The organism is Niastella soli (genome assembly GCF_017742245.1).
GTDB lineage: Bacteria > Bacteroidota > Bacteroidia > Chitinophagales > Chitinophagaceae > Niastella > Niastella soli.
Map to the genome: position 1 here is coordinate 231,485 of NZ_JAGHKO010000001.1, position 23,688 is coordinate 255,172.

The window sequence follows — 23,688 nt, forward strand, 5'->3', positions numbered from 1 at the left end:
GACGTATGAAATTAATGCTGAGGCTTCCCTGAAACAACTTATTGTTTTAACAACCGTGCCACAGCTTCCTTCACAGGATGCCATGGCACGGTTGTGTCCGGGACTAAAAAGACGCAGTCAGCTTCTTTTTAGTTGTCAATAATACAAGTTATTGTTTAATAAATTTCAATAACACTTTTTCATTTAGACGCGCTACTTCTATAAAATACATACCATTGGGTAAATTACTAATATTAATAGTTGTATAGTTAGCTGTCGGCTTGCTGTAAAACAATCCAACCACCCGGCCATTCATATTATAGATCCTGATGGCTGCTACTGTATACAGTTTGGGATGGTACACATTCACATAGTTTTCAGCAGGGTTCGGATTAATAGTATACGGATTATATGCATTGCCGGTCACTGCTACATTTACAGGGGTGGTATTATTCGTTTGTATTACAATATTTCCATCATAGGTACCTGCGGCCGTTGCATTCAACCGTACCATTACCACCTTTGATAAAGCATTTCCAATACCGGCAGTAATTGAAGGCACTGAAGCGGCAGTATACCATGTTTTTCCGCTATCTGCAGAGATCTCATACCCTTCAGGTGGCGTGATAGTAAGTGGAGCTCCGATATTCGTAACTGTTAACTGGAAGGTTTGCGCATCTGTTGGTTTGCCCAGGGTTTGCGAAAACGGTTCCAGGATCACTTTACTTATATTAACATTGGCAATAAGAGCGTTTGTAATACCAGTAACTGCTACATTTTGGGTTGTTGCACCAGTACTTGTATTGGTAATATTGCCGGAATAGGTACCCGCAGCAGCCGCATTCAACCGAACCTGGATGATGGTATTGGCCACCTTACCGCCCGCAGGTGTTAATACCAACGGTGATGTATTACTATACCAGATCGTACCGTCTATTGAAACCTGGTAATTAGGCGGCGGTGTAATGGTTATATTACCAGTAAGGTTATTGCCCGATACTGTATAAGTTTGGGTAGCAGAAGGCGAGCCTATTATTTGAGCGAAGGCATTCAATGCACCGGTTGTAACAATGGTGGACACCGGCACCGCATTACCAATTACAAATACACCAAACTGGGTAAAGTTGGAAGCAGAAGCTACATAAGGCACTGCTGCTGTCCCACTGCCGGTTACGGCACCTGCTATATCGGCCCAGGCATTATTTCTATAATTCAGGAACTTGACAGTAGTGGCATTGAAAGCAGATCCCTGATCGGCCGTTACCCATCCAAGGGAAACAGCCACATTGGCTGCGCCTGCTGTATTGTCGGGAGTTATTGTCCATTGTTTACGCACGATCTTCGTGGTATCGCTTATAACATAATCGAGTTTGTCTTTTACATTCACACTGAAGTTATCGGCAGTTCCGGTATTATTCAATGTGGCTGGGGTATATGAAGTAACAGAAGAACCGACGGGGAACAGGATACTACCGGCTGTAGCACCCAGGTATTGCCTAAGCTTACCTGTCCCATTCGTTACAAAATAATTCACCGGAACGTTTCCTGTAATAGTTGTATCGGTGAGGGTATTATCACCCAGCAGCAATTTACCATTGGTCAGGTTTACTATGCCGGCAGTTAATGGGGCCGATAAAGTTACGTTTGTACTGTTATTTACAGTAAGGGTATGCACGCCTGCAGGCATGGTAGTACCAGTGGTTTGTACAGCCGTACCATTAAAAATATAATTTGCGTTGATACTGTATTGTTTTGTTCCAGAGTTGGCAAAGTTGCCATCGATACCGGTTGCTGCACCAAAGCTCACAATGGCGCTGTTAGCGATGGTAGTGGCGCCGGGGCCGCTTACTATGTAGGTGCCAGTATTTAATGTTCCGTTCACTACCAATCCAAACCCGGCCGTGGGTAAAGTAAGATTGCTGCCTAAATTATAATATCCGTTCACCAGAATATGGGTATTACCCAAAGTTCCCAGGTGTGAGAATGTCCTGTTGCTGCCATTCAACTTTATATACAGCGGATCGCTGTTTTTCATATTGGCATTGAAAGTGCCACCGCTCACTGTAAAGTCACCGGCAACCACCAGCGAATCTATAATTCCCGAATTGCTTTCATTGAAATATATACTACCGCCCGTTTGTACATAGTTGCCGCCAATCCGTAAGGTGGCTGTTCCCTGCGATAAGGCAACATACGTAGTTCCGGTGCTTTGCACGGTGAAATTACCGGTAACTGCGGCGAGGGTATTGCGTAATGCGAAGTAGTTCTGTTGTCCGGCACAATTCCAAACCAGGTTGCTTACTGTAGTTGGCGTTGTAAACAGGTTGGTTTGCGCCGTTTTGATACCGGTTACGAGTAAGGTTGATCCTGATGCAAAGGATATACGTGGAGGCAGACTGCCATTCATATCATGCTGGAAGATGCCGGCAGCGCCCACCGCAACAGAGTCACCGGTATTAAAACTCATTGAACCGGAATTCACCATTTTACCATTTACCTGGTACAGCACTTTACCATTGCTTCCGATAGAACCCAGATTGGTCAATGTACCATCAACCTGCAACACAATGGTAGTACCGTCAATACCCGCAACTTTGAGCGATTTACCGGCAGCTACGATCAATTGACCACCGGCAGCGATCACCGTTTTCTGAATATAACCAAAGCCATTGGTGAATGCCTGCGTATAGCTAATGGTATGTCCGTTTTGAATAGTGGCCACATTCACGCCATTATCATAGGCAGGGTAATCAGTAGCAGCCATACCATCTACCCAGTTGGCGCCATCCCATTTTTGCCAGGTAGTCATATCGCTCCATTCGCCAGACTTCACTGTACGGAAGTCACCGCTTGCCGGATTCTTGGTAGCAAGACCTTTCACTATTAAATTTTTTACCTTCACATACCTGCCTACACTGGTTGAACCGGTACAATTGTAGATCCGGAAGAACAAGGTATCTCCTGCTTTTACGGTTACACCTGCCGAGCCATTTACCAGCATGGCAAACACATCGGTATTGCCGGCCGTCTGGTTACTTACATCAAAGGCATTGGTGAAGGTGCCGTTGGTACCAGGCGTAAGGGTTACCCCGTTTTTAGCAGCTACTTTTATTTCTGTAGAATCGGTCCTGAAATTGGTTTTGGAATATAACACTGCCACCTTGGTACCACTGGAGGTATTATAGAATGAAGTGGACAGGATCAGCGAATCAACCCGCAGGCTATGCGTAGGGGCCGCCACTACGGTAAATTGCTCATAATGCTTTCTGCTTAGCGTTGAACCCGGACCACCATTGTTCCAGGAGCCATCGGCTGCTGCGGCAAATGCCTGTCCGTGCAGGGCTGAATATGGAGGCACAGCAACCACCGTTGTTCCATTTGAGAGCATCAGGTTGTTGAGGTCTGGCGTTGTTCCCACTACACCGGCAGCACGTACCGTTGCATCATCAAGGTTATCTGCTGTAAGGGGCCATTGTTCCAACACAACGGCGCCGGCACCTAAAGGATCGGCCTGAATGGCCCCATTAACAGCCACACTAACACTGGCTGCATTGGTAGAAGTATTTACAATATTTCCGTTGTAATTACCCACTGTAGTACCATTGAGACGCACTGAAACATACGTATTGGCTATGATCCCATTTGATTGTGTTACTATCAACGGAGACCCGCTGCTGTACCAGTTGGTATTATCAACTGATACCTGATAACCGGCAGGTGGGGTAATGGTGATATTATCCATGAGATTAGCGCCTGACAATACAAAGGTTTGAATGGCAGAAGGCGTACCCAATCCCTGTAAAAAACTGCCCAGGGTACCCGATATCGTGATAGTAGGAACACTGGTCACAGAAGCCGTATCTGATGTAATTGTGGTATACCCGGCTTTTGAAGCCCTTACTATATAATAATAGGTTTGACCGGGCGGTGGGATGTTCTCAGCATAATTAAAATTACAGGCATAGTCTTCTGTACTTGTCTGTGTGTTTATCAACGAGAAATTTGTTTTGTCATTACTGCGATAGAGTTCACAGGTAATACCTGGCATTGGCCAGGTAAGGTTCCAGGTAAGTGCAGTGGTACCTGTTCCTTTTTTAGCGATCAGATTAGAAACGGACAATTCGGGGGTAAACACTGTGCCCAATTCAGCCCAGGTACTAAAAGGATTCCAGGCAGCCATAGCCGGCGTATTGGCATTAGTAAACACCTCGTCATTGTTATAATACTTAGCAGCATCTGTAGCTGTCAACTGCTTTGACCAGGCAACCCGGCTGCTTACATTCACCGGTGTTCCATCATAATTTTTTGAATTGTATTCGCCGTAGGTAATATAACTGGTGTTGGTACCTGCATCCCAGGTGCTCCAGCCTTCGGGTTTTATGGTTGCACCCATGGTCGTATTCAGGAATACAGTTTTGTTGCGTGACTTTGCCGCATCGGCTGTACTGTTATCATTTTGCCAGGGGCGGCCCAACGTATAAGTGGTAAAACCTCTGTTCTGGGTGATCTTACAATCGCGAAATACATATCCATAACCGGAAACGTCCTTGGTATTAACGGCTGTTACATAACCGCCGCTGGCATTATCGAGCCGGGTACGTGGATAAACGATACAGGTATCGAAAATGATCGTTGATGACCCAAACAGGAAATCGGTGTTTCCATCAACATAACAATTCTTGAAATAACATCTGGTAGCCGCGTTGTTACCACCATAGTAGGTATCCTGTCCGCTATTCATGCGACAGTTATAAAACACAACGCGGTCTGAAGTAGTGTAAACCGCTACGGCCTGTGGCCCATCGCCCGGCGCCGGCACTACGGCATTGGCATTGATGCCATAGCCAGTTGCATTTTCCATTGACAGGTTCATGAACATTACATCCGGTGCATTAACGATCACGGTGGCACAAGTGGAGGTGCCATAGGTACCACCAGCCGAATTGGCCTTTCCAGAATAATTATCGTAAGAGATAATGGTTTCGGCCATATTCTCCCCAACCAGCTGAATAAATGGTTTGTTGCTGGGAATGGTTACTGTTTCTACATACTTTCCCTTCCTGATATATATTTTATAAGGCGCGGTTTGTGCGGTGGGCGCTGCATTGATAGCTGCCTGTATGCTGGTATAATTACCGCTGCCATCTTTGGCCACTATTGCTTTTACCCCGGCTGGTGGCGGAGCACCACCAGTTACCGTGTTACCACTCACCGCTATATTTATGGCTGTTGCACCCGTGCTGCTTACTACAATGTTCCCAGCGTAAGAACCGGTTGCGGCAGCATTCAATCGCACAGAGATGGTTTTAGTAGCCACTGCACCACTGACAGCGGTTAATGTTACCATTGAACTGCTCCAGGTTGTTCCATTATCGGTCGACAATTGATAATTAGCGGGCGCAGTAATAGTGACATTACCGGTGAGGTTGGCGCCAGAGACTGTAAAGGTTTGAGCCGCAGAAGGCGTCCCTGTTGTTTGTGAAAAGGCCGACAAGGTGCCGGTTGTACTAACAGCCGGCGGGGGTAATGAACCGCCGTCGATCTGTACGTTTATGGTAGCCGCTGTGGCCGAATAGTTATAGGCTTTATCCGCGGTAAAAATGTAATAATAATATTTTGTTGTTGGAGAGATAGCAGGATCAGCATCGGTAAACAAGGTATTAGGACCTAAATAAACAACCTGGTATCCTGTTCCCATACTGTTACCAACGATGTAGATGCCGTTGGCATTAGGGACCGGCGGCGTTGCTGAAGTACTGCGCACCACCACATAACCGCCACCATCTACTCCCGTGGCGGGCGCTGTCCAGCTTAACGCAATGGAATTGTTGTTGGCATTGCCCGTAGCCAATGGTGCAGTGGCTACATCAGGCGCCGCGACATCAGGAGCCGGATTACTTTGATCGTCTGCCGGATATACCACAAAATCATCAATATCGAAAGGTTTTGCAATAGCTGCAGTTCCACCACCATTGAATCGAAAACCCGCAAGGAATACCACAGGCGTATAAGCGGTGTTTACAGAACGGGTGGTATAGGCCTTAAGCCAGGCGTTGTTGGTGGCCGTCCACGCCGCAGTAGCATGGTTAATAGCAAAATTACCGCTGACTGCTACATTATCAGAAACAGCGATCATACCACTTACCTGGTTGCCGCTGGCAGGTGCCGGCGCCCGGTAATAATACTGAACAATATATTTGGTGTTAGCCGGATAAAGAGGGCTGGTCTGTGATGGCGCAAAATTATTCTTCGTACTCAAACTTGAACTTGTATAAGTAAAATAATTATTGCCCGACCTTGCTGTACCATCATTTTTAATATCTGCATTACCACTGGTTGTCCAGACTGTTGTAACAGAAGCAGTGGTAGTGGAAGGAGCAGCTGTTGACACAGTCCCTATGGTTTGCTTTTCAAAGCCACCGTCCATGGAAGGATACACACCCAGTCCGGAAACAGAAGAACTCGCAATACCTGTCACCGCCAGATTTACCGTACTGGCATTGGTACTGACATGAATAATATTGCCATCATAATTCCCATCAACCGTGGCATTCAGGCGCACCAGTATATTGGTGCTGGTCAATGAACCTGATACAGGTATTAATGTAATTGGATTAGCGCTGCCTGACCAGGTAGTGCCATCGAGCGATAATTGATACCCGGCCGGAGGAGTAAGGGTAACATTAGCCGATAAATTATACCCGGCCACTGAATATGTTTGTGTAGCAGAAGGGGCGCCTATCATTTGGGTAAAAGGATTGAGAGATCCCCCCACTGCAATTACCGGGTTGGTATTATTGGTAGAAACGCCATTTAAATAATTCTCCAGCATGGTATAACCGGAGCCATCGTACACATTGCGGTCTGCGGCGTCATTTGGATTCAGTCCATGGCTGGTTTCCCAGTCATCAGGCATACCATCATGATCGGTATCAACCGGCGCCGTTGTTGAATTTAACGTGGGCCATGCATTTACAGTAAGGCTGTAAGCGGTACCATGTGGATACCCGCCCTGCACATCTATAAAGCGACCGGTCCTGTTGCGTACGTTATCTACAATACGATCATCCAATGTATCGCGGCGGGGTAAGGAACATCCCCCAGATAACAATACCGCATTATAAGCGGCTATAGCAGATTCCATATTTTTAGGAAATCCCAGATCAAATGCACTGGTCTGTTTTATCTGTACTGTATCAGCAGCTGTTGTTCCCGTTTCAACGCCCGACCAGTTATTATTTGTGTTCTGCGTTGAGCCATCTACATAGTTCCCGTTCACATACCATTTACCCCAGGGGATGGTCGCTGAAAAACTCGGGTTACAAATGCGATATCTTACGCCAGAAGAAGTACTAGGCCCCCATTTGTAATAGTTATTCATTACATTATAATTGCCCCCTTCCCCGCCATATACGGTATTGATACCCCAGTTGTATAATACGTTGTTGTAATAATCTACATTTTCAACCCCGGTTGTACTGGGAGAATAGGTACTGATACCGGCAAAACGGGGATTACGGTTCCTGGCATGGGCATACAGGTTATGGTGGATTGTAGCACGCTTACCACCCTGGATGCCGTTATAGCCATGATATTCATAAGTAGCATCCCCCGTTTCAAAGTGATAGGAAAAATTCAGGGGTTCGCTCATAAAGCACCATTGGATGGTAAGGTTATCGCCCCGATAGATGGTGAGGGCTTCGTCTGAACTCCAGCTTACGCTGCAATGATCAATAATAAGGTTATTGGGGCCCAACGCACCAAAGGCATCATCGCCACCACTCCCGTCGACCGGATCGCCATTTGCATCCACTTTCTTCTGGTTCTTATCGCCCATGCGGAAACGCATATACCGGACGATCACGTTATTGCCAGAGATCACAACGGGATAATCGGCCAAACAAATACCATCGCCCGGTGCTGTTTGTCCGGCGATGGTAGTATTGTCCCTGATATTTAATTTTGACGTAAGATGAATGGTACCTGATACCCTGAATACTACCGTACGGTTAGCAGCAGCTGTGCTTACAGCATACCGCAAGCTGCCGGGATTGTTATCATCGTTCAGGTTGGTAACTTCAAAAACAGTAGTAGGAGTTCCTGCACTGCCCCGGCCGCCGGTGGTATACATACCGGCGCCTTCGGCGCCCGGGAATGCAGGTTGCTGTGCCTGTGTAGCTATGGTTAATAAACTACATAGCAGTACAGTGACAAGGTGTGTAAAGTTTCGCATAAGCAGTCGTTAGTATGGTTGTATATCGTGAAACGTGAATCGGCAAACGGCAGTCGGCAATCGGCAGTCGGCAATCCGCAATCGGCAGTCCGCGGTCGGCAATCGGCAATCGGCAGTCCGCAATCGGCAGTCGGCAATCGGCAGTCCGCAGTCGGCAATAGATTCCTGAATGGGCAAATCAATCCCAATTAGGGCATCTGCGCTCAGATCTCCGACTTACTATTTTGTACAACAAAAAATTTAAATAGGTATCCCTGTTAACCTGGCAACTGGTTAACTTGTCAACTCTTTCACCTACATCAACCCTATTAACTTGTAAATTATTTCTTCACACGTTCAACAAGCTCAAGGTTTAAACTTCTGATGTTTTTCAGGACTATCTGGGCTATCATGCGGGCGCCCAGTTCATTAAAATGGGTATTATCTTCTTTTCCTTTAGGATAGTTGGGGTGCTCATCAGGGGCCAGCTGATTAAATAACAATTTGGATTTGTCTTCGCCCCATTGCTGGTACAATGTCTGTCCTTCTTTATCGAGGTCGATCAATGGTACATTGTTCTCTTTGGCAACGTCGCGTACGATCTGGGCATACACATCATGGGTGCCTTCGATATGACCTGCCGCATCGAACTTACGGCGGGCAACGGGGGTCAGTAATATTGGATTGGCCTTTTTGTTGCGGGTATCAGTTATATATTTAATCAGGTTTGCTTTGAATTGCTCTTTGGTGGTATAGCTTTTCTTGGTCTCCACTTCATCGTTGTGGCCAAACTGTACAAACACATAATCTCCTTCCTGTAGGGCATCTACTACTGGCTGCCAACGGCCTTCTTCCATGAAGGTCCTGGTACTGCGGCCGTTCTGCGCACGGTTATCTACTTTTACCGTGGAATCAAAGAAATAAACAAAGGGCATTCCCCAGCCGGTTTCCGGGTAATATTTCGTTTCTTTTATAGACATCGTTGAATCGCCTATCAACCAAACGGTGATCTTCTTTTTCGGCGGCAGTGCGAAGGCAACTAATGTCAATAGTGCTATAAAAAGAATCCTGTTCATTGTTGTTTATTTCATTTGAAAGGCAATGGGTGAATCGGCCATCCTACTACCTCCTACTTCCTTTATCAATCCTATCACCCCAATCAACTCTATCAACTCCTTACTTAATCAACTCATTCAAATACACTTCTATATTAGTATACTGTTTATCCAATTTATAAGCCGATGCATCGCTGGCATCAGCGGGATCCAGGGCATGTTTTGTTTCCCACGCATCGGGCATGCCATCCTGATCTTTATCGGCTGACGCCGGCAACGTTTTTAAAGTTGGCCATGCTTTTACCGTTGCTTCATATTCCGTGCCATGCGGGTAACCACCCTGTACATCTACAAAGCGACCACCGCGGTGTTTTACTTCATTGATGATCCGCTCGTCGAGCGTATCTCTTTTAAAACTGCATCCTACATTTTTCAACACTAATTCATAGGCATCTTTAGCCTTTTGTGTGGTTACCGGTACAATGGCGAACGGCGTGTCTGCTTTTGCAAGCGCCGGATCGTCATTTTGCTTTTCACCAACCTGTACGCCCTTCCAGTTATTACCGGTCACTTCAGCAGATCCATCTACATAATTCCCCTCCACAAAATATTTTCCATAAGGTATTTTAGTATTTCGCCAGGGGTTCGCAATCCGGTACATTACATTCTTATTGGTGCTGGGTCCATACCGGTAGTAATTGTTCACCATATTGTAATTACCGCCTTCACCGGCATAGGCGCTGTTACCACCCCAGTCGTAGATCACATTATTTCTAAAATCAACATTCTCTTCAATGCCCTGACGGGTTCCATTGAACCGCGGATTGCGGCTGTTGCAATGGGCAAATAAATTGTGGTGGCCCGACAAATGTTTACCACCCCAAATTCCGCCATAGCCATGGCGTTCATAATCTTTATCACCTGTTTCAAAGTGATAACTGTAATTCAATGGTTCTGCAATGAGGTTCCATTGCAAGGTGGTGCTATCGCCATTGTATACCGAGAACACTTCATCGGTACTCCAGCTTACCGAGCAATGATCAACGATGATATTCCGGCGCCGGGTTGCACCAAATGCGTCATCACCACCGTTGCCGTCTACCATCCCGCCTTTCTGGTTTTTATCGCCCATGCGGAACCGCATGTAGCGAACAATGATATTATCACCGGCCAACCCCACAGAATAATCAGCCAGGCAAATACCATCGCCGGGCGCTGATTGCCCGGCAATGGTTATGTTACCTTTTATTTCAAGCTTCGATTGTAAATGAATAGTACCGGAAACAGCGAACACAACTACCCGCGGTTCTTTTGCTTCCACTGCATTTCTTAAACTACCAGGACCGCTGTCATCGAGATTGGTCACAACAAACACTTTACCGCCCCGACCGCCAGTGGTATACTGGCCAAATCCTTCTGCACCGGGGAAAGCAATAGTTTGTGCTTTTGCTGAAAAAAATAAGGACACGCAGCAAAAAACTGTTCCGATTACATTTCTTCTTATCATACGCAAATAGTTCCTACAAATCTGTGATAAAATCACCAGATCAATTCCTTTTCAATTGTTAATAAGCCCATCTTGGGTCGCCTATAACACCACCAGTTTTACCACCTGTTCTCAGTTCTGACCCGGCAGGTAACTTAAAATCAGTTGTAGCACCCGTCCAGCCCAGATCAATGGTACGGTTAGTTGTAGCTGTCAGGTATGCATAGCTTGTTGGTAATGTTACTGGTGTTGGAGTTGCAGCACCTGTAAACAAACCAAATGTATTATTATAAGAGAAACTCATTGTAGTACCGGTTCCCGTTCCGCGGAAAAGAGTAGTCGCTACAGTGCCGCCGGCTTTGGGGGTATTGGCAATGATTGAATTTTGCGTGGTAAAATTAACCGGATTGGTATTTGCATCAAGCAACACATATTTTGCAGAGGTCCCGCCGTAATTAATAGTACAACCATCAATATTAATTTGCGGTATCGGTCCAGTCGTAACTGCTGTCGGCGCAGCAATAAAGTCCCGGCCATAATTATAGAAGGTACTATTCGAGAGATCCAATAAAGCAAACTGCAGTTTATCCAATGTAAACAAGGTATATGCACTAACCAGCAGGTTGTCATATACCAGGCAACCCCTGAATTTGATATTGCCTATTTTATGATCCCCGGCAGCACCAGTGCCGCGGTTGCCCCTTAATAAACAATTAGCCATGTTATGGATCACACAGTTGGTCACTTCAATATTGGTAAACGTCGCTGCTTCTGCATCTGAATTCAGACCCGTTAAGTTTAAGAAGTACTGTCCGCCGGAAGCCAGGCCATCGAATTCAATATCCTGTAATTTTATTCCTGCGCCGGCCCCTTTCAGGGTAAATTCTTTCCAGTTAACTTTCGTATCAAAGGTGTTTCCTGAAACCGACTTGATGGTGATGGTCTTTTGTTTTACCACAAAATTATTAGAGCCGGCACTATACACGCCCGGTTGCAACCCAATCACTGCATTATTTGAACAGGTATCAATAACTGTAACCAGGTTATCAGCAGGTGTTATAACTACTGTATAGGCCGTAGCAGCGGTAGTAGTAAATGCTAAATACCCTTTACTTTTTGTACCCTGAAAAATTTCCACTTCATAGGCCGTGCCACCTTTTAATCCGTTTACCACTTTCACCCCTGAACTGATATCAGCTGCACTTATTGCTACTTCCATGGGGGTTCCGCTAGCGGGTGTGAAAACCAATTTGGTTAGCCCTTGGGTCACAATCCAGCGGAGCGTAAGGCTGGTCTCTTTCACTTCAGCATCGCGCAAAGCATTAAAGATCTGTTCACCGGTTATTTTAAACGAGCTGCTGGTAAGCCATTTTGATTCAGGAGAAATCTCATTGCCATTTGTTTTAATACGGGCATAGTACTTTTTCCGTACCGGGATACTGTCCTGGGTAATAATAACACCTGTAGTATCCGTAAGATAGGTACGTTCTACTGTATTAAATAAAGAGTCTTTCGATACCTGTACGGTGTAGGTGATCGATTTATCCGTTGATTGCTGGTATAAAGCAGCACTCCAGGTAAGCGTTACAGACGTTTCAGCGCTGGTTGCCTTTATCTCGCCCGGCGGCATAAACATCCGCATCTGCTCTGTAGGGTTATTATCTTTTTTACAGGAGGTATTTACCAGGGTCAATGAAACCACCGGCAAAAGTATATAGAGTATATTACGTGTTCTGATTTTCATAATGGAAGTTTTTTCATTACGGTTTGGGCACTGTTAATATCCGTTGTTTTGAACCATGTTGTAATTAGAATTTACCGCATGGGTAGGAATAGGGAACAACTCTCTCTCGTTAGGTTTAAACTTTATCGCATATCCTTTCACATCGCCGGTCAAATAATCTTCATTCACTGCAGCCCGCCAGTTTTTTAATACATAGGCTTTATCAGGGGTTGGTGTAACGCCCAAACCTGGGGTAAACAACGCCTTGTAAACAGACTCATTGTTAATAAGATCAAGGGTCTTTAATTCTTCTGTTGAAGCTGCCACGTTATAAGGAGCCGCTTTGGAGTAAACATATAAAGGCAGGTTGGCATAGCGGCCTACCCCGTCTTTAAAGTCACGCAGTTTCTGGCGGGTTTCGGTAATTTTGCTCCCCAACATGTTCCAGCGAATGAGGTCATATTTACGAATGCCTTCTCCCCCAAATTCCAGTAATCTTTCCTTTACAATAGCAGTAAAAAAGCCATCTTTATCGGTGGGCGTTGTTCCTATCTGGCTTTCATACCCTACATAGGCGCGTTTTCTTACTTTTTCATAAGCCGTAATTGCATCAGCCGAAGGACCGTTATTTAATTCATTATCAGCTTCCGCATACATTAATAATACATCTGCAAAGCGCAGGATCGGCCAGTTAATGGCCAGGTTTTGCGAAGCATCGACAATGCTGGTCCATGACCTCCTGAACTTACCATCGGTCATGGTAGTTGCTGTATTCATTACCTTTTTGCTATCGGCATCAATTTCAAACATATTAATAGTTACATCGCGACGACAGTCGGCAATAGAATCGAATTCATAAAAATAGGTAGGCAGAATATTGATACCACCACCACCTTGGCCAAATTTTGAATTGCCATTATGACGAAGCCCGTTATAATAACCCAGTTTACTATCCGTAGAGGCATTACTGCCAAAAGCGCCTACTTCAAACATCAACTCATGTGCATCATCGAACCGTTTAGCCGTATGCAGGGTTTTAAAGATATTCTCATATACCGGGTTTAACGAATGTTGTTCGGGATGTGCGATGACCTCTTTGCATTCATCATAAGCGATCTGGTAGTATTTCTTATAATCAGCCCGACGTTCATTCAGGTGTGTATCGTTGCGCAAAGAATAGCCGCCACGCGCGAGCGCAATTCTTGCCCGCAGGCCTTTAACAGCACCTTTGGTGATCCGAATATTTTGATCAGGAGACTGAGTACGCCAGGGTACCAGATCGCCTGCAATTTTCAGGTCATCAAGCAATTGATCGTACAGGACATCTGTACTAACTCTGGGCATGTACAAATTGGTAACATCAGCTGATGGTTCAAACTGTGCCGGCATGTCGCCCCAATTGCGGATAACTTCATAAAAGAACTGCGCCCGGAGTGTTAATGCCTCGCCATATAATTTTTGCAAAGTGGCTTTTTGCGCATCGGTCCCATTAATATATAGATCTGATTTAGGAATATACTTGATACAGATATTCGCCCGCTCAATGCCTTTGAATAACTGATTGAAGGGTTCTTTCAGATCGGTATTATCGGGACTGGCGCCATAACAACTGATACCACGACGATCGGTAGCGCTAAAATCACCGGAGGTTCTCATATCATCCGCCGACTGTGGGAATAAGGTGGCAACACGGCTCCCATAGCTGTTATCACCGATCAGCATGGCATAAATACCGATCACAGCCGAGTTCATATTTGATACACTGCTGAAAATAGATTCCTGTGTTAAGACAGAAGGCGAATCGGTGGTCAAATATTTTTTGCAGGATGCTGTAAATAAACCAACGAGGGTTACAGCAAATAATATATTTAAAGTATTCTTTTTCATCTGACAATTTTTAATGCGTTCCTTTCTTTTACTTCTCTACAAACATTTACCTATTAAAAACTAACATTTACACCGCCCAGGAAAAACCGGCTACGGGGATAGGCCGCATAATCAATACCAGGGGTAAGCGGATTGCTGCGACGGGTGTTTGCTTCAGGATCGAAACCTGTATATTTTGTAAAGGTGTACAGGTTGTTCACCGTTGCATAGATCCTGAATCTGGAAAACACTTTAGTTCTCTTTAAAAGGCTTTGTGGCAAGGAATAGCCAAGGGTTATATTCTGAATGCGCAGGAACGACCCATCTTCAATGGCAAATGAATGCAGGAAGTAGTTACCTGTTGAAGGCGTCCAGTATTTGGCATTCACGTTCATTTCACTTAAGGTAGTAGGATCAGTTACTTTTTGGCCATTCTCATCAAACAACTTGTACCGGTCGTTCATAATGGCCAGCATGTTGTTGTCTTTATATTGATACGTAGTAGTGAACTCCAGTTTGTTGGCATTGTATTCTTTGTTACCCACCGACCAGTTAACAAACACGCTGAGGTCGAAATTCTTATAGGTGAACTGCTGATTTAAACCGCCGGTGAATTTTGGTTGAGCATTGCCCAACACGGTCCTGTCGTCGGTTGTGATCTTCATATCCTTTGAATCTGTCAGTTTTTTCAACTTCAGATCACCAGGTTGAGGGGCCTTGTTGCCGAGCGCCGCTTCACCGCTATTGGGCACATCAGCTTTCAACGTATACGCTTTTGTAGAAGGATTATAATCAAAATCATCTACCGTATAAAAGCCATCTGTTACGTAACCATAATACTGCCCAACCGGCTTACCAACTTCAACCAGGAAATCTTCCATGGCGTTAACCCAGCCAGATTGAACTTTATAGGATTGAAGCGGGTTCCCAAATGGGTCTTTACCCAGGCTTACGATTTCATTTCTATTGTGCGCTATATTAAAATTCGCATTCCAGGTAAAATCCTTTTTATTTAATACAACGGCACTTAACTGTAATTCTATCCCTGTATTCAGGGTTTTACCTACGTTCTGGATCTGGTCGGTATAACCGCTGGTAGGAGGCACTTTCACACTCAGCAACAGGTCGCGCGTGCTGTTATAATAATAATCAATAGAACCATTGATGCGGTTGCGCAGGATGGTGAAATCAAGACCGAGGTTACGTGAAACAGTAGTTTCCCATTTCAATTCAGGGTTAGCCAGGGCTGGTGGTGCAAGACCTGGTGTTACTGCTTCTTCAAAGGCATAGCTGCTGGTATTGGTACCGAATGTTGTTCTGAAAAGGTCATTATCGATACGATTATTACCTGATGTACCCATACTGGCCCTTAACTTCAGATCAGAGATAAAAGAAAAGTCTTCCATAAACGGTTCCTGCGAAATACGCCAGGCCGCAGCAAAAGCAGGAAATGCGCCAAACGCATTTTTATACAGGAATTTGTTTGAACCATCGTACCGTAATGTTCCTGTAAAAAGGAATTTTTCTTTGTATGAATAGTTAGCACGTCCAAAGAAAGAGATCAGTTTGTTTTCATATTGTGAGGTAGTAGGCGGGTCCTGTATTTGATTTGTTGATGGCGCTGCCTTTTGAATACCGGCAAAAGCCTGATCAACGGTAAGATCAACGGGGATCCATTTTACCGTACTATTAAAAGTAGTTGATTTGGATTGGTACATTTCCTCACCTCCTAAAACCTCTAATTTATGATCGCCAAAATTTTGTTTGTAGGTAATGGTGTTGGAATTGGTAAGTGTAAAATTCTCACCGGTATTTATATTTACCACCGGCATATTGGCATTTTGACGTGCCACACTGGTTACCTGACCATTGTAAATATTGGTTCTCGCATTGTTGGCAGTTATACCCAATACTGATTTTACGGTAAGATTGGGAAGGATATCGTAACTGGCATAGCCGTTAAAAATGATATCGTTCCGGTAATCATATTTCAATTCGTTATGCGCCAGCATTACCGGGTTGGTGAGGTTAGTCAATTTGGCGTAAGCCTCATCAAATTCATCCACCGTATTATTGCCTTCTTGTCCGGGCACTTCAAATGGTTTATATCTTACTGAATTACGTAACCGGTTGGTACCTTGCGATCCGGTACTTGAAGTACCTACCCCATCAACACGTTGCCGGCTGTACCGGGCATTAAAACCAACGCGAAATTTATCAGAAGCCCGGTGATCGAATTTAAAAGAAGCCAATGTTCTTTTAAAACCCGACTCCAGCATGATCCCATCTTCCTTTGTATTACTTAAGTTTAAGTTGAATGTACTTGCTTTTGAACCGCCGGTAACAGATACTGCATGGGTCTTATTCAATGCACTACGACCAAACACTTCATGCTGCCAGTCTCTGTTAGGCATGTTCTTATATATGTCAAGGTCTTGCCAGCGGCCATAGGTCTTTTCAAAAGCAGTGCGTTCATCAGCGCTGCCATTGTAGCGTTGGTACTGATACATTACAAAATCATACGGATTCATAACATCCAACGTGTTCGTGATCTTGCGTACCCCCGCATACCCATCATACCCTACCCGGGTTTTCATATCCTTACCCCCTTTGGTGGTGATCACCACTACCCCGTTTGCACCACGCGCACCATACACAGCCGTTGAAGCCGCATCTTTCAACACGTTGATGCTTTCAATTTCCTGTGGTGAAATAAGAGATAATGCATTATCTACAGGAATACCATCCACAATATACAGGGGTGAGTTGTCCTGTGAAATGGAACCACCGCCACGTACGCGCACCAGGATGTCGGCGCCGGGACGGCCTTCTGTAGTGGTTACCTGTACACCAGCGAGACGGCCAGCCAATGCTTCGGCCACACTGTTTACGGGCACATCTTTCAGATCTTTTGTACCTACGGAAGCCACTGAGCCTGTCAGGTCTTTTTTCTTGGCTGTTCCATAACCGATCACTACAACATCTTCCAGACTGTTGTCTTCTTTCTGCATGGAAACGGTAATGGGATTGATGCCGTCGGCAGTGGTCTCCAGCTGTTTAAAACCCAGATAACTGATTACCAGCGTCACCTTTCCTGATTCGCCAGGAATGGTAAAATTAAATTTACCAGCTGCATCTGTTGTGGTGCCATTGTGTGAGCCTTTTACAATCACACTTACACCGGAAACAGGTGAACCTTTGTCATCTGTAACTGCTCCTTTGATCTGTCTTGTTTGTGCAAATAGGAAAATGGGCAAAATGAGGGAAAGGACTACAAACGTAATTCTTGTGCGCATATGGCGGTTCGTTTTGGGGTTCTCTTTTATACAGGTACTCTTTTAGGCTTATTATACCTGTATAGGTTTTGTGACAATCGTCTTAAACTTAATTCCAACGTCAATTCTAGTGAGATATTCTTTAATAAAACAGTTTACTCATGCATTTTTCTATGCAATCGTTCCCGGTAACGAAGTCAGAAAAAAATCAGTAGTAATGTTCAGCGATTGAAGAAGTTGTGAAAATTGCGTTTGCTGTTGCAAGTGGAAACAGGTAGCAATACGTACTATGCATTATGTTATAATAAATATATCACTTTACGCCTTAATTGCAAAGAAGTATGCTCAAAAACATACCTTCTATTGACAAACTGATCACTGGAATGTATGAATTCTTAATTTTTATGGACGAACAAGTATTACTGATACATCATCCAATGCTTTCATTTTCTTTGACTGTCATCCAAAAGAAAAGGGTCTGACTATAATAGCCAGACCCAAGCATAAAAAAAGCTTACAATCAATAATTCGGATTCTGTGTCAACCGTCCCTGATAAGCATCCATAGTTGCCTGATCGAAGGGGTACAATTCACTTTTACCGCTAACAAATAAATATCCAATACCGCCACTCAGCGGTTTCCCGTCTATAAGAGTGGTGGAAAGATAAGCGCGCCATGGGTAGGCCGTCCAACCAGTGCGTGATGGGGGAACCTGTTTGGGCCGCCAGAAAGGCTGTGCATTGGTAGCCGGGTTAGAACCTCCATAGAACTGTATTTCTTCGCCATTGTTCTTATAGAAAATGGTATCCGGCACATTGGCATACGCACCAGTTCCCTTTAGCACCTGGTCGACTTTCTTTCTTGCGTCTTCAAGGCTGGTGGCCAGTTGCCCCCAGCGTAACAGATCATATTTCCGAATGCCTTCATGTCCAAACTCAAGCCACCGTTCATTGGCTACTGCATTAAAGAAAGCAGTCTTATCGGTGGGGGTGGTACCAATGGAACTTTCGTTGCCTTTATAAGCTCTCTTCCGCACTTCTTCAAATGCTTTAATAGCTGTTGCCGAGGGCGCGCCATTAAGCTCGTTGTCGGCTTCAGCATACATCAGCAACACATCAGAAAACCGGATCACCGCCCAATTGTACCCAACATTCAACACCGTACCTGGCAATAAAGGAACGCGCCAGTCGCGGCGATATTTACCGGTATTCAATTCATTTAAATGCCGCATAGCTTTTATGTTCTTTGAATCGGCTACGCCATACCAGGTAATGGTAACATCGCGGCGGGTATCAACCGAATCGAATGCATAAAAGTAATGGGGTAACATAGTGATACCACCGCCGCCGGCGCCATAGCGCGAAGCGTTGTTAAGAACGGGACCATCATAATTACCCATCCGGCTATCGCTGTTACCATTACCGCCACCTGCACCTATTTCAAACAGGATCTCACCCTGAGGATCATATGTAAATGATGTAACGTTCCGCCAGATGCTTTCAAAACTCGGGTTCAGCGTATGCTGATCACGTCGTGCCATTAGGTCCTCGCATTCCTTTTTAGTGATTGCATAATATTTGAGGTAATCGGCGCGGCGTTCAATTTTGCCATTGCTGCGGAGGGCATACCCGCCTCTGAACAACGCGATCCTTGCACGGAGGGCCTTGGCAGCACCTTTGGTAATGCGTTCGTTGCGGGTAGCAACCTCTGTGCGCCAGGGTAACAGATCAATAGCGGCCCCCAGATCATCGAGTATTTTATCATACGTGGAATCGCGATCATTTCTTTGAAGGAACAGATCTGTTTGCTGATACGAAGGCACCATCGGCGCCGGTACATCACCCCAGTTACGGATCAGTTCAAACAGGAACTGTGCCCGCAAGGTGAGTGATTCGCCATACAGGCGGCGCAATTCTTTTTTCTCGGCATCGGTACCATCATTGTACTGTTTCATTTGTGGTATTTGTTCGATGCACAGATTGGCTTTTTCCACCCCACGGTATAATTGCCTGAATGGATTGGAGATCTCAGTATTTGTAAGCAATAACTGGTATCGGCCAATACCCCTGCGGCCATTGTCGATCCCGCCACTCACAATGCCTTCATCGGAATCGTAAGGATAATACATGCTGATGCGAATGCCATATCCATTGTCGCCCTGCAGTTCATCATATGCCCCAATAACTGCCATGGTAGCATTGGGCACATCAGTAAATACTTCGGGAATGGTGTAACCTGATTCGGGTTCCACCTCGGTATATTTTTTACAACTATTGGTAAGCGCTATTATACTCACAATGGCAACAACGGCCATTAATTGATACAATCGTGTATGCTTCTTCTGAATTTTCATACGTCAATCGTTTTTGTTTTTTAGAATGTTGCATTTAAACCAAAGACCCAGGTACGTGAACGGGGATAGGCGGCAAAGTCAACCCCGGGTGTTAACGGGTCGCTACGCCGTGCCGTTACATCAGGATCATACCCCGAGTAGCTGGTAAGTGTAGCCAGGTTGTTCACGGTTGCAAATACACGGAAGTTGGTGAGTTTTATTTTATTGATCACATTCTTTGGCAGAGAGTAGCCCACTGTTATATTGTTGAACCGCAGGTAGGTGCCATCTTCCACAGCCCAGGAGTGCAGCCACCAGCGTTGTACGCGAACAGGCGTCCATATTTTGGCGTTCTCATTCATCGCCGCCAGCTCTTTTGGATCAGTTACGCGTTTGCCTGCGTCATTGATCCAGGTAAACCGGTCCTTCATACTATTCAATGTATTCAGGTTGGGGAAAGCGCCATCCGTCCACTCAATTTTGTTGGCATTGTAAATATCATTGCCATACACAAAATTGAGAAACACACTCAGATCAAAACTCTTATAAGTGAATTGGTTATTCCAGCCACCGGTGAATTTGGGATTGGCATTACCCACCACAACGCGGTCGTAATCGGCAGTGACCTGTCCATCAGGCGTCCCATTAGGCCCGCTGATATCTTTCCATTTCAACATGCCCGGTTGTGCTGTTCCGTATACGCCATTATTGGCAATACCTGCTTTTAATTTATAGGTTTGTGTGGCCCCATCGAAATCAAAATCATCTACTTTAAAAAAGCCATCCGTTACAAAGCCATACATTAAACCCGCAGGCTCACCCACTTTTACCACGTAATCATCTACGCCATCACTCCCCTGCCAGCCTGAATTGCGGGTCATCTGGTTTACACCGCCCAGGTTCTCCACTTTATTTCTATTGAATGAAATATTGAAGTTGGTATTCCAGGTAAAATCTTTTTTAGAAATGGGAATGGCATTTACCTGAAATTCCACCCCGCGGTTACTGGTAGCACCCAGGTTTTGTAGTTGGGTGGTATAGCCCAAAGTGGGTGGTATGTTCACCGCAAGCAACAGGTCTTTAGCAGTGTTCTTATATACATCTACCGTAAACGTCAGGCGATTGTTGAGCATGGACCAATCCAATCCCAGGTTCATGGTGGTATTACGCTCCCATCTTAGATCAGGATTTCGCAAAGCAGTAGGCGCCACACCGGGTTGTATAATATGGTTGAACGCGTACTGACCGGTTACCCCATACAGCTGCAGGTACAACAGGTTATCGATGCGGTTGTTCCCCACTGATCCATACCCGAAACGCAATTTAGCATCATTCAACCAGGAGAGATCTTTCATAAACCCTTCCTGACTAAACCGCCACGATACCGACCCTGAAGGGAAGATCAGCGTGCCATTATCTGAACTGAATTTTGAAGACCGGTCGGCCCGCAGGCTAAAGGAAGCTGAGTATTTATCGTCGTATGAATAACTTGCCCGGCCAAAAAAGGAAGAGATCCGGCTGGGTGGTTGTTTAAAGGTAGTGGGCAATGGTTGCGAAGAGCCCGGTGGCGCGGCGCCTGCGCCCATATTTTCCAATGCTTTTTCTGCTGTAATGTCTGAAGGGAAATAGCGGGTTTCAAATGTACTGTTGCGCACCCGTTGATCAATGATCTCCTGCCCAGCCAATATGCTGATGTCGTGATGACCTTTATAATCATTGACAGCATATTGCAGCGTATTGGAATTACTGAGGGTATTGTTATACTGCTCCCCTATGGAGGCAGTGGGCAGGGAAGCAAAGTTGCGGGCCGTGGACGTGATCTTGCTATAGAACTGATCTGTTTCCACAATGGCATTATCAAACCCAAAGGTGGAACGGAAACTCAGGTTCTTTACAATGATATAATTGAAAAAACCGCTCAGGTACGTGGCTTTTGTATATTGACGCCGGTATTCTGCCTGGGTAAGCAGCACAGAGTTGGTGGCTCCGCTGGAAGCGAGGTAATACGCTTCGTCAAAGTCATCGATATCAGGGACAGCACCACCGGAAACAGAAGGGAAAAGGAACGGCCGGTAATTGATGGTATGCCGCAAGCGATTGGTAGCCCGGGTACCGCTGTTGGTAGTACCGGCGCCCCGGATGGTTTGATCGAGATAGCGGGCATTGAAACCTATTTTTAATTTTTCAGAGGCTTTATGCTCCAGTTTGAGATTAACCAGATAACGGTCAAAACCCGATTCCAGCTGAATACCATCCTCCTTATTACCGGTAAGACTTAAATTATAAGTGGTGTTATCACTTCCGCCATTCACAGAAACATTTTGATTGCTGTATTTTGCGTTGCGGCCAAACACTTCGTTCTGCCAGTTAACGGCGGGCATGTCTTTATAAACGCTAAGGGTATCCCAGGTGCTGCCGTAGGTCCTGACAAAGCTGGTACTATCATCTTTGTTACCCCGGCTTCTTTCATACTGCCACAGTACATAATTGTACGGGTCCATCACATCCATTGTTTTTGGCAGTTCGCGCCAGCCAAAGGAACCGCTGTAAGAAATTTGTGTTTTACCGGGGCGGCCGCCTTTGGTGGTAATGATCACCACCCCATTGGCTGCGCGGGCGCCATAGATGGCAGTGGTGGAGGCGTCTTTTAATACATCGATAGAGGCTATGTCCTGCGGAGAGATCACACTCAACGCATTCTCCACCACAACGCCATCAACGATGTAAAGCGGCGAATTGTCCTGTGTAATAGAACCACCGCCGCGTACGCGTACAATGATGTCTGAACCGGGCGCCCCTTCAGAAGCGGTAACCTGTACACCAGCCAGGCGGCCCTGCAGGGCTTCTGCTGCGGACGACAGGGGTACATCCTTTATTTGTTTGCCGGCCAGGGAGGAAACAGAACCGATTACTTTGCTTCGCGGAACGGTTTGATAACCGATCACTACTTCCTGCAAAGTGGTGGCATCATGTTCCAATTGGATAGTCAGCTCTTTTTTGTCATCTGCGTTTATGGTTATGGGTTTGAATCCCACACTCGACAGGGTAAGGCTCGCATTTCCAGAACCCGTTACCGGTATGGAAAACCGGCCCTTGAGATCGGTTTGAACGGTGCGGCCTCCTTTCACCTGGATGGTTACGTTAGCTACCGGCGCGCCCCGTTCATCGGTGACGGTCCCGGTAATGGTCCCTGTTTGTGCTAAAAGAATAAACGGAAAGAGTAATAACAGTACTAGTAGTGGTTTTAATTTGTTCATATGGCGACTCATTTAGGTTGAAAACAGCTCTATGGGGCAAGCTTGGCGCGTTAGGTCCGCCCGCCTGCCCGAATGAATTCATTCAGGCGGGATATATCGGGCCGGAAAGGCAATACAGTTGCTGGAAACCGGGTGTCGGGATCCTTATTATGTGTTTTAGATTTAATGCGGGCGCCTGGCCTGGTGTTATGACAAAGCAATATCACCTGCGTGCAGTTCGTAACTGCAGCATATAGCCTGGCCACTAATGGCAATGTCTGTCTGCGAAATGAAACTCTCCAGGTAAGTACCGTAACCAGCACAGGTCCGCTGCTTCGGGTCCTATCTTCCAGTCAGGGGGTTCAGTGAAATTTGCAGATAGTTACTCAGGAACTACCGGCAACGGGAAGCAAATATCAATACCAGTGATCAACACGTATAAGTAAAAAAAGGTGCACTGCGAATATTCTAATTCAATTCTAACGAGATATTTTTAAATAAATCGTTTTCCAAAAGTCTTTTTC

At 45.5% G+C, this 23,688-nt stretch carries 8 protein-coding genes; all 8 read right to left on the reverse strand.

Annotated elements, in window-relative coordinates; genetic code table 11:
• Positions 1-148 precede the first annotated feature (148 nt).
• On the reverse strand, positions 149-8,212 hold the full coding sequence (locus tag J7I42_RS00860; protein WP_209136877.1) for a pectinesterase family protein: 8,064 nt from the start codon (positions 8,210-8,212) through the stop codon (positions 149-151).
• A gap of 320 nt (positions 8,213-8,532) precedes the next feature.
• Positions 8,533-9,267, reverse strand: a complete 735-nt coding sequence (locus tag J7I42_RS00865; protein ID WP_209136878.1) for a rhamnogalacturonan acetylesterase — start codon at positions 9,265-9,267, stop codon at positions 8,533-8,535.
• A 100-nt stretch (positions 9,268-9,367) separates the two neighbouring features.
• Positions 9,368-10,753, reverse strand: coding sequence for a pectate lyase family protein (locus J7I42_RS00870; protein ID WP_209136879.1), 1,386 nt, complete (start codon positions 10,751-10,753; stop codon positions 9,368-9,370).
• A gap of 58 nt (positions 10,754-10,811) precedes the next feature.
• Positions 10,812-12,476, reverse strand: coding sequence for a DUF4957 domain-containing protein (locus tag J7I42_RS00875; protein ID WP_209136880.1), 1,665 nt, complete (start codon positions 12,474-12,476; stop codon positions 10,812-10,814).
• Between the two features lie 33 nt (positions 12,477-12,509).
• The gene (locus J7I42_RS00880) at positions 12,510-14,342 is read right to left on the reverse strand and encodes a RagB/SusD family nutrient uptake outer membrane protein (RefSeq protein WP_209136881.1); all 1,833 of its coding nucleotides are present in this window, start codon (positions 14,340-14,342) and stop codon (positions 12,510-12,512) included.
• A 53-nt stretch (positions 14,343-14,395) separates the two neighbouring features.
• Positions 14,396-17,617, reverse strand: coding sequence for a SusC/RagA family TonB-linked outer membrane protein (locus tag J7I42_RS00885; RefSeq protein WP_209136882.1), 3,222 nt, complete (start codon positions 17,615-17,617; stop codon positions 14,396-14,398).
• Positions 17,618-18,116: 499 nt separating this feature from the next.
• Positions 18,117-19,949 carry a RagB/SusD family nutrient uptake outer membrane protein gene (locus tag J7I42_RS00890; RefSeq protein WP_209136883.1) on the reverse strand — a complete coding sequence of 611 codons (1,833 nt, stop codon included), beginning with the start codon at positions 19,947-19,949 and terminating at the stop codon, positions 18,117-18,119.
• Between the two features lie 20 nt (positions 19,950-19,969).
• Entirely contained in the window at positions 19,970-23,185 is a 3,216-nt protein-coding gene (locus tag J7I42_RS00895; protein ID WP_209136884.1) for a SusC/RagA family TonB-linked outer membrane protein, read from the reverse strand.
• Positions 23,186-23,688: the final 503 nt, after the last annotated feature.